At 64.5% G+C, this 2804-nt stretch carries 1 protein-coding gene; it reads right to left on the reverse strand.

The window, feature by feature from the left end:
- Positions 1-2804, reverse strand: a 2804-nt coding sequence (locus EOA33_RS30955) for a vitamin B12-dependent ribonucleotide reductase (protein WP_127407370.1), incomplete at both ends; no start/stop codon positions are given.

The following is a 2804-nucleotide window of genomic DNA, read 5'->3' on the forward strand; positions in this document are numbered from 1 at the left end:
GCGTCAGGACGTTGGAGCGGGAGAAGGCGGTGGGCGCCGCGCGGGCAGGGGACGTCGTCGGGGCTGAGCCGCCAAAGCCCTTGGGATCACCGCCGGCGCCCGAGACTAGCTTGACCGGCGAAACGCCGCGGGTCAGGCCCTTCGAGAACGGCGTCGCCTTGCCCTCGGTGATGCCGCGGCCGAGCGCTGTCTTGTCGAAGTCCGACTGGTCGACATGGGCGAGGTCGTGGCGGGCGAGATAGGAAACGGCGAGCTCGCGGAACACGTAGTCGAGGATCGACGTCGCGTTCTTGATCGCGTCGTTGCCCTGCACCATGCCGGCCGGCTCGAACTTGGTGAAGGTGAAGGCCTCGACATATTCGTCGAGCGGCACGCCGTACTGCAGGCCGAGCGAGATGGCGATGGCGAAGTTGTTCATCATGGCGCGGAAGGCAGCACCTTCCTTGTGCATGTCGATGAAGATTTCGCCGAGGCGCCCGTCGTCGAACTCGCCGGTCCTGAGGTAGACCTTGTGGCCGCCAACGACTGCCTTCTGCGTGTAGCCCTTGCGGCGGTTCGGCAGCTTCTCGCGGTCGCGGTAGAGCCGCTCCACCACGCGCTCGACGATCTTTTCCGTCACCTGCACGGCGCGCTGCGCGGCGGGCGCCGCGATCAGCTGTTCGACCGCTTCGTCCTCATCCTCCTCGCCATCGGCGAGCAGCGAGGCATTGAGCGGCTGCGACAGCTTGGAGCCGTCGCGGTAGAGCGCATTGGCCTTCAGCGCCAGCTTCCACGACAGCATATAGGCGTTCTTGGCGTCCTCGACCGTCGCTTCGTTCGGCATGTTGATGGTCTTGGAGATGGCGCCGGAGATGAAGGGCTGCGCCGCCGCCATCATCAGGATGTGGCTGTTGATCGACAGCGAGCGCTTGCCGATCTTGCCGCACGGGCTGGCGCAGTCGAACACGGCGAGGTGCTCGGCCTTCAGGAAGGGCGCGCCTTCCAGCGTCATGGCACCGCAGACATGAATGTTGGCGGCCTCGATGTCCTTCTTCGAGAAGCCCAGCGCCGGCAGCATCTCGAACGAGAAATCGCCGAGCTGCTCGTCGGTGAAGCCGAGCGTCTCCTTCACCCAGTCGGCGCCCAGCGTCCACTGGTTGAAGACGAACTTGATGTCGAAGGCCGACTTCAGCGCCGCATTCAGCGCTGCGATCTTGTCGTCGGAAAAACCCTTGGCCTTCAGCGAGCCGGGATTGATGCCGGGCGCCTGGTTGAGGTTGCCGTGGCCGACCGCATAGGCCTCGATCTCGGCGATCTGGCTTTCAGTATAGCCCAGCGTGCGCAGCGCTTCCGGCACGGCGCGGTTGATGATCTTGAAGTAGCCGCCGCCAGCGAGCTTCTTGAACTTGACCAGCGCGAAGTCGGGCTCGATGCCGGTGGTGTCGCAATCCATGACCAGGCCGATCGTGCCGGTCGGCGCGATCACGGTCGCCTGCGCATTGCGATAACCATGCTCCTCGCCAAGCTCGATGGCGCGGTCCCAGGCGGCGCGGGCGTGGGCGGCCAGCTCCTGCTGCTTGAGGTCGGCGGCGACCAGCGGCACCGGATTGACGGCGAGCTTCTCGTAACCGTCCTTGTCGCCATAGGCGGCGCGGCGGTGGTTGCGCATGACGCGCAGCATGTTCTGGGCGTTGCGGTCATAGTCCGGGAAGGCGCCGAGCTCGGCGGCCATCTCGGCCGATGTGGCGTAGGCCGTACCGGTCATGATCGCGGTAAGCGCGGCGCAGATGGCGCGGCCCTCGTCGGAGTCGTACGGTATGCCCGAGGTCATCAGCAGGCCGCCGATATTGGCGTAGCCGAGGCCGAGTGTGCGGTATTCGTAGGAGAGCTTGGCGATCTCCTTCGACGGGAACTGCGCCATCATCACCGAGATTTCGAGCACGATGGTCCACAGCCGCACCGTGTGCTCGTAAGTGGCGATGTCGATCGTGCCGTCGGCATTGCGGTAGGGCAGAAGGTTGATCGAAGCGAGGTTGCAGGCCGTGTCGTCGAGGAACATGTATTCCGAGCACGGGTTGGAGGCCCGGATCGCACCGGCCGAAGCGCAGGTGTGCCAGTCGTTCATCGTCGTGTTGAAGTGCAGGCCGGGATCGGCCGACGCCCAGGCCGCGTAGCCGATCTTTTCCCACAGGTCGCGCGCCTTCAGCGTCTTCAGCGCCTTGCCGTCCTTGCGGGCGGTCAGCTGCCAGTCGCCATCGGCCTCGACGGCGCGCAGGAAGTTGTCCTTCAGCGACACCGAATTGTTGGAGTTCTGGCCGGAAACGGTGAGGTAGGCATCCGAATCCCAGTCGGTGTCGTAGGTCTTGAACGACATCGAGGTGTAACCCTGGCGGGCGAACTGGATGACGCGGTAGATATAGTTCTCCGGCACGGCGTCCTTCTTGGCCGCCTTGATCTCGCGCTTCAGCGCGGTGTTGATCGCCGGATCGAAGCAGTCGTCGTCATGGCCTTCGCAATTTACGCAGGCCTTCATGATCGCTTCGAGGTGCTTCTTGACAATCTTGGAGCCGGTCACCAGCGAGGCGACCTTCTGCTCTTCATTGACCTTCCAGTCGATGAATTCCTCGATGTCGGGATGGTCGACGTCGACGATGACCATCTTGGCGGCGCGGCGCGTCGTGCCGCCCGACTTGATGGCGCCCGCCGCGCGGTCGCCGATCTTGAGGAAGCTCATCAGGCCGGACGAGCGGCCGCCGCCCGAAAGCTTTTCGCCTTCGCCGCGCAGCAGCGAGAAGTTGGAGCCGGTGCCCGAACCGTATTTGAAC

Origin of the sequence: Mesorhizobium sp. M4A.F.Ca.ET.050.02.1.1, assembly GCF_003997725.1 — a bacterium.
In the GTDB taxonomy this organism is placed as follows: Bacteria; Pseudomonadota; Alphaproteobacteria; order Rhizobiales; family Rhizobiaceae; genus Mesorhizobium.